This is a genomic window from Methanoregula sp., assembly GCF_003170075.1.
Taxonomy (GTDB): Archaea; Halobacteriota; Methanomicrobia; order Methanomicrobiales; family Methanospirillaceae; genus Methanoregula.
In genome coordinates, this window is sequence record NZ_PMZU01000075.1 from 1 (window position 1) to 5,654 (window position 5,654).

8 protein-coding genes and 1 pseudogene are annotated in these 5,654 nt (G+C 52.1%); 4 read left to right on the forward strand and 5 right to left on the reverse strand.

The window, feature by feature from the left end; genetic code table 11:
- Together QZN75_RS09795 and QZN75_RS09800 are read left to right on the forward strand one after the other, a co-directional pair.
- Positions 1-525: hypothetical protein (locus QZN75_RS09795; protein ID WP_292428078.1), on the forward strand; the 525-nt coding region annotated here is incomplete at its 5' end.
- Positions 497-658 (forward strand): hypothetical protein, encoded by a 162-nt coding sequence (locus tag QZN75_RS09800; protein ID WP_292428080.1) that lies wholly within the window; start codon positions 497-499, stop codon positions 656-658. The genes QZN75_RS09795 and QZN75_RS09800, both read left to right, overlap by 29 nt.
- A gap of 522 nt (positions 659-1,180) precedes the next feature.
- Here QZN75_RS09800 and QZN75_RS09805 read toward each other — a convergent pair.
- Positions 1,181-2,428: a nucleotide sugar dehydrogenase gene (locus QZN75_RS09805; protein WP_292428083.1), complete on the reverse strand. Its 1,248-nt coding sequence runs from the start codon at positions 2,426-2,428 to the stop codon at positions 1,181-1,183.
- 279 nt (positions 2,429-2,707) lie between these two features.
- Between QZN75_RS09805 and QZN75_RS09810 the strand changes: the two genes are divergently transcribed.
- Both QZN75_RS09810 and QZN75_RS10010 read left to right on the forward strand, forming a co-directional pair.
- Positions 2,708-2,932 (forward strand): ribbon-helix-helix protein, CopG family, encoded by a 225-nt coding sequence (locus QZN75_RS09810; RefSeq protein WP_292428086.1) that lies wholly within the window; start codon positions 2,708-2,710, stop codon positions 2,930-2,932.
- Positions 2,916-3,167, forward strand: a complete 252-nt coding sequence (locus QZN75_RS10010) for a type II toxin-antitoxin system RelE/ParE family toxin (protein WP_366652814.1) — start codon at positions 2,916-2,918, stop codon at positions 3,165-3,167. The genes QZN75_RS09810 and QZN75_RS10010 overlap by 17 nt, the downstream gene beginning before the upstream one ends.
- A 127-nt stretch (positions 3,168-3,294) precedes the next feature.
- Here the strand turns inward: QZN75_RS10010 and QZN75_RS09815 are convergent.
- The 4 genes and pseudogenes from QZN75_RS09815 to QZN75_RS09830 all read right to left on the reverse strand — a co-directional run.
- A pseudogene (locus QZN75_RS09815) lies at positions 3,295-3,491 on the reverse strand (UDP-N-acetylglucosamine 2-epimerase (non-hydrolyzing)); the annotation flags it as partial.
- A gap of 41 nt (positions 3,492-3,532) precedes the next feature.
- Positions 3,533-3,934 (reverse strand): HEPN domain-containing protein, encoded by a 402-nt coding sequence (locus QZN75_RS09820; RefSeq protein ID WP_292428088.1) that lies wholly within the window; start codon positions 3,932-3,934, stop codon positions 3,533-3,535.
- Positions 3,909-4,256: a nucleotidyltransferase domain-containing protein gene (locus QZN75_RS09825; RefSeq protein ID WP_292428091.1), complete on the reverse strand. Its 348-nt coding sequence runs from the start codon at positions 4,254-4,256 to the stop codon at positions 3,909-3,911. Before QZN75_RS09825 ends, QZN75_RS09820 begins: the two co-directional genes overlap by 26 nt.
- Before the next feature lie 290 nt (positions 4,257-4,546).
- Positions 4,547-5,476 carry an SDR family oxidoreductase gene (locus QZN75_RS09830; protein WP_292428093.1) on the reverse strand — a complete coding sequence of 310 codons (930 nt, stop codon included), beginning with the start codon at positions 5,474-5,476 and terminating at the stop codon, positions 4,547-4,549.
- Positions 5,477-5,654 lie beyond the last annotated feature (178 nt).

Below are 5,654 nucleotides of genomic sequence, written 5' to 3' on the forward strand. Positions count from 1 at the left end.
TTGAGATCCGGATTGCGGAGAGTACCGATGTTCGAGAATGAGGTGCAGACCCGGGCCGCAATCTGCGGGACCGGGATCCTGCTCGGGATTGTCTTTGTGCTGGCCCATCTCCCCCTTCTGCTTCTCATTGTACCGGTCGCGGTGCTGTTCCTTGGTCTCGTCGCGGACCCGGAGGAGACGCACGCGGTCTGGTACGGGATGCTGAACACGCTCTGCGTCTTTGATTTTTCCGCGCTGACCGATGCGGAGAAGGAGACCTCTGCGGAGAAGAAACATTACTTCTGGTTCGGCGAGGTTGGGATGGCGGCGGTGCTCGCCGGGATGTTTGCTGTGCCGGCCGGGTGCTGGCTTGCGGGAAAAGCGGAGGTGAGCCTCGCGTTCACCGGTGCTGCAGTGGTGTTCCTGCCGCTGTTTGTGTTCATACCGAAGGTGATCCGGTATGGCATGAAGGCAGATGCCGCTGTTTGTGTTCATACCGAAGGTGATCCGGTATGGCATGAAGGCAGATGCCGATGCGGTGATTGATGCGTTCGGGAAAAACGAGCAGGTGAAAAAAGTGTTCTGGGCAGTGTTTATGGTGATGGCGTCGCTTGTGCTGGCCCGGATCGCAGGGCCGGAATCAGCGCAGCAGGTGATCGGGAGGATTATGGGGATATGAGCAGGGCCGCCAGCACAAAATGAGTATAGGGAACACCATCTGATGGAATCTTTGCGAGCCTAAAAAAAAGACTGTAAAGATGACCACAGTCGGGACGGCTGGAGGACCGCCCGGGCAATCTAAAGGCCCGGCACCACAGGCGTTTTTCCCTTTTACCGGTACCAGGATATTGTTTCCTGTACACCGGTTTTTTCTGTATACCGGGATGCACACCTGAATGTTTCTTTGTGCCCGGGCAATATCCACAAGGAAAAACCCGTACATCCCCCGAAGTCTCCGACAAATGCACCAACAAACACTGGTTATCAGGATCTAAAAAGCAGGTACAGATCTCCCGGGTATGGATGAGGATCTCCTCATGCTCCTTACGCAGCTCATAGAAGACCGGGGGCGCACCTGGTAAACCGGGGCCGGGCGCCGACAACAAAAAAAAAATTTCGTGACTATCCTGGATCCGGTATGGATGGATAATTCGCAAAGTGTAAAAATGCTCACGGGTTTTTAAAAAGCCTCATCAAACGTTCACAACTTCCGGTAAAACATCCCCGTCTTCTCCGCCGCATTCTGGTCGACCATCCCCCGCACATCGATGAGCACCGGCTTACTGTTCATCAACCCCCGGATCTGCTCCAGGCTCATTGCCTTGAACTGCTTATGGGCGACCGCAATAATCACCGCATCCATCTTCTTGTCCAGCTTCGGCAGCGGCTTCGCGCCGAACCGCTCGATCACTTCACCGGGGAGAAGCGGGTCGTACCCGTACACATCGATCTTGAATTCTTTAAGTTCATGAATGATCTCTTCGACCGGCGATTCCCGGATATCGGGGACATCTTCCTTGTAGGTGAGGCCCATGATCAGGACCTTGGAATTCCTGATGACCTTGCCGGCGTCGTTCAAGCCCTTGATCGCCATGTCGGCGACATGTTTGGGCATCGAATCGTTGATCGCACGGCCGGCAAGGATCACCTGCGGGTGGTACCCGAGCTCCTCCGCTTTCATCACGAGGTAGTAGGGATCGACCGGGATGCAGTGCCCCCCGACAAGCCCGGGCCGGTACGGGTGGAAGTTCCACTTGGTGCCGGCGGCTTCGAGGACGGCCTGTGTCTCAAGGCCCATGCGCTCGAAGATGAGGGACAACTCGTTCATGAGCGCGATGTTGAGGTCGCGCTGGATGTTCTCGATGACTTTTGCCGCCTCTGCCGTCCTGATGTCAGGCGCCCGGTACACGTGGGTGATGAGACTGTACAGCTCCACGAGGACATCCGTGGTCTTTTCATCCATCCCGGAAACGATCTTTATGATCTTGTCAAGGGTATGCGCCTCGTCGTTCGGGTTGATCCTCTCGGGGGAGTACCCTACGAAAAAGTCCCTGCCGCAGACAAGGCCGGATTCCGCTTCGAGGATCGGCACCATGATCTCTTCGGTCACACCGGGATAGACCGTGGATTCGAGGACGACTATCGCCCCGGGTTTCAGGTTCTTCCCGATCGTTTTTGTTGCCGATCGGACCGGCGTGAGGTCCGGGTCCTTTGCCTTTGTGACCGGCGTCGGGACACAGATCATGACAAAATCCGCTTCTTTTATCGCGGCGGGGTCCATCGTCGCACGGATTTTCGACCCGGATTTTTTCAGGCCGTCGATCTTCCGGCGATCGATATCGAATCCGATCGTGGGCACATGCTCTGCGAACGCTTCGGCAAGGGGCGTGCCCACGTAGCCAAGCCCGACAACACAGATCGTTGTATTCAGGATAGTTCGTGATGTCAAGAAACCGACTCCGATTATGTCTGGATTATTCTCTTTCTTTTCAATAAACAAATAATGTATCGGAACGGATGTGCTGGCCGTGCATGCCAGCACTTTCCGTATGGATTTTTTAGGAACCTGAAAAACCCGGGCACAGAGCCGGAATTGTAATCCGGCCGGGGGATCTCCGTCTCATCAAAAAACGTATGAGACATCTCCGGGAACCGGCCCGGAGGATGACTTCATAAATATGAATACATTGAAATCACAGGATTGCATATAATTACAATGTAATCGATTATGACAACCAGTATCACCGTCCGTGTACCGGATAATTTGGTCGATCAGCTTGATGAGGTGGCAGTTTCACTTGAACGTTCAAGGGCATATCTTGTAAAAAAGGCAATGGAGATGTATCTCTCTGAATATGCAGATTATATCATTGCTCTCGAACGTCTGCGGGACAAGGATGATGCCATAATTTCTTCAGAGGAGATGAAAAACCTCCTTGGTATTCCGGATTGATTATAAGCGCTCTGTCTTCAATGACCTAAAGAAGATTGACAGACCGGTTGCAGAAAGAATAATCCATGCGATAGAGTCCGGACTTGCAGAAAATCCGGAAACACACGAAGCACTTACAGGTCAGTTCAGGGGATTGTATAAATATCGTGTCGGGGACTGGAGAGTAATATATGCTATCCTTTCTGACAGCATCCTTATTCTTCGAATCAGGCATCGGAGCGTTGTATACCAATAAAATTCCCGATCGCATTATTTTGGGACTGTACAATTCATAAAATGAGTGAAAAGCGAAGGATAGATTCCACGGCAATATCCCATGATCAGATGCCGGATCGGAGGAGCATCTGGATCTTTTCTTCATCCGACCCGGATCCCACGCGAAGGTTGTAACCCGACCACGGGATCTTTAAAGCTCCTCAAAAAATATATCGGACATCTCCGGATCATAGTGATGGCCGGTATGGACGAGGATCTCCTCGTGCCCCTTCCGGAGCTCCTGCGAGACCGGGGCACACTTGATAAACTGGGGCCGGGCGCCGACAATGGAGACGATCTTCATAGTGACTATCTCCTGTTCATGGCCCATTTGCACAAGATACATCAGGATTCCATATCCTGAATCACATTCTCCGCCCATTGCACCACGGATTCTGCACGATCCACTGCTTCGGTATACTCTTCTTCGCTCACCGGGAATTCGAGACCCGGATATCTCGTGTGTACTGCAAAAGGAGTAAGACGCGATGCTGATTTTATTTTATCCGGAATGACAAGCCCGCTCTTCTCAAGGCGGAGAAGAAGATCTGACAAGTCATGTGTATACGGGAAGGGAAGATCCCGGGCAATAAATACAGCCTTAATTGCTTTTTCTGCCGCCTGTTGTGCTTGGAAACACAAGTCTTCACGGTAAATATCCGGTTTGCGGCAGCGGGCAATCGCGAGACTGCTGCGTGCCCTTTGGATCCATTCCCGGGGATTATTGGGCAGAAGCGGTACTGGCATCGTAAAGAACCTTCCCTTCACGCAGTGCAGGATACAGGACAAGGTACGGGGAATTGCCGTACTCCCGTACCTGCTCGGGAGTAACAACGATCAGGTCAATGGCCTGGCCCACACCATACAATTTCATGTAAATATCTGCAGCAACTGTACGGGGGTTATAGGTACCTGACTTGATCACCAGGAGATCCAAATCGCTGTCAGGCCCCCGGTCTCCTCTTGCTGTAGAGCCAAACACAATAATTTTTTCAGGTTTCGCACTATCAACAATGCGCCGCAGGATCTCGCTTAAAATTTTTTTATTGATTGCTTTTGTTTTCTTCATATATTCGTTCACGACACTGGAATGAAAAATTCCTGTTTACGGTGAATCTTTTATCTTGAATCTTATATGCATATCTGTCGGCAGGGATAATTGCCCTCCTTTTTTTAGAGTTCTCAAAAAAAAACCGGGGTGCGCCTGAAGAACCGGGACCGGGCCCCGACAGCGGAGACGATCTTCACCATCAGACAATAAGAACGATCAGTTATACTGTTTTTCTGTGCAATTCAAAAAAAAGTCCGGACGTGCGAATGTAAAATCCTGCGCCGGCAGCACACAGACGGTTTTTCCTTTCACTGGTTCTGGTACCATGCGATTGTCTCCTTAAGACCTGTTTTTACCGTATACTGAGGTTCATACCCGAATGCATCCCGTGCCCGGGTGATATCGGCAAGCGAATCCTTCACGTCGCCGGATCGCGGGGGGTCATACCGGAGCGGGACGGAGATCCCCGTCGCCTCCATGATCGCCGCTGCAAGATCTTTGAGACTGATACGCCTGCAATACGCAACATTGAAAACACCCTGGGCTTCACGCTCCATCGCCCGGATATTTGCCTGCACGACATCTTTCACAAACGTGAAGTCCCGGGTCTGCTCCCCGTCGCCGTGAATAACCGGTGACTGGTGGTTCAGTATACGGGTAATGAAATTCGGGATGACCGCAGCGTACTGGGATTTTGGATCCTGGCGCGGGCCAAAGACATTGAAGTACCGGAGGGCAACGGTTTCGAGACCATACACTTCAGAAAAAACCCTGAGATAATGCTCCCCGGCCAGTTTCGAGACCGCATACGGGGACAGGGGAGACGGTGTCATATCTTCTCGCTTGGGAAGTGTGGGAGTATCGCCGTATACCGAAGAAGACGATGCGAACACGACTTTCCTCACGCCGCAGTCCCGGGCAGCGATGAGGACATGTAAGGTTCCCGTAACATTGGCCTCGTTTGTCGCAAGAGGATTTGCGATGGATCGCGGCACCGAGGCGATTGCCCCCTCGTGGAAGATCCCGTCGGCACCTTCGAACGTTTTCTGGAGCAGCACAAGGTCCGTGATGCTGCCGTTCACAAAGGAGACATTGTCTTTTTCAAGAAACGGTGAGATATTCTCCATCTTCCCGGAGAACAGGTTGTCGAGGATAACAACCTCGTGCTGTTGCTGTGCGAGTTCTTCAACGATATGGGACCCGATAAACCCGGCCCCGCCGGTGACAATGTACTTCATGATATCGGCCGTACCGGACGCTGATGCTTAAACCGGTTTCTCACAGGTATTTGCGTCTCTTTTTATAAATAGCCGTTTATCGGGCTCTGGAGAAATCCTCAAAAATATCTCTCTTAACGCTCTTCGATGGCTTTGCCCCCACACGCTTGTGGCATCCCCCGGTTGCGATGGTGCCGTA